Here is a 967-nt window from a genome sequence, read left to right on the forward strand (position 1 = left end):
ATTCATCGGCGAGGTGGAAGAGGTCGGCCCCTCGGTGCAGAACCTCAAACGCGGCGACCGCGTCATGGTCCCGTTCAACATCTACTGCGGTTCCTGCTATTTCTGTGCCCGTGGGCTGTACTCCAACTGCCATAACGTGAATGCCAATGCGACGGCGGTCGGCGGCATCTACGGCTACTCGCACACCTGCGGCGGCTACGACGGCGGCCAGGCCGAATTCGTGCGGGTCCCGTTTGCCGACGTCGGGCCGTCCATCATTCCGGACTGGATGGATGAGGAGGATGCCCTGCTGCTCACCGATGCCCTGGCCACCGGATACTTCGGCGCCCAGCTCGGGGACATCGCCGAGGGCGACACCGTGGTGGTGTTCGGCGCCGGCCCGGTGGGGCTGTTCGCCGCCAAGTCCGCCTGGCTGATGGGCGCCGGACGCGTCATCGTCATCGACCACCTGCAGTACCGGCTCGAGAAGGCAGCCACGTTTGCCCACGCCGAGACGTACAACTTCGCCGAGTACGACGACATCGTGGTGCACCTGAAGAAAGTCACTGACTACCTCGGGGCCGACGTCGTTATCGACGCGGTGGGCGCCGAGGCCGACGGCAACCTCACCCAGCACGTGACCTCCGCCAAATTGAAGCTGCAGGGCGGCTCCCCGGTGGCCCTGAACTGGGCCATCGACTCGGTCCGCAAGGGCGGCACCGTCTCAGTCATGGGTGCCTACGGACCCATCTTCAGCGCCGTGAAGTTCGGCGACGCGGTGAACAAGGGCCTGACCCTGCGCATGAACCAGTGCCCGGTCAAACGCCAGTGGCCGCGCCTGTTCGAACACATCCGCAACGGCTACCTCAAGCCCAGCGACATCGTGACCCACAGGATCCCGCTGGAGCACATCGCCGAGGGATACCACATCTTCTCAGCGAAGCTCGACAACTGCATCAAGCCGCTCATCGTCCCGAACGCAGGCTGA

1 protein-coding gene is annotated in these 967 nt (G+C 64.7%); it reads left to right on the forward strand.

What is annotated here, in order from left to right; translation table 11 throughout:
• A partial coding sequence (locus tag AC5RWU_RS24355) for a zinc-binding dehydrogenase (protein ID WP_493986740.1) occupies window positions 1-967 on the forward strand: 967 nt, incomplete at its 5' end.

The sequence above is a fragment of the Arthrobacter sp. B0427-1-12 genome, assembly GCF_059092905.1.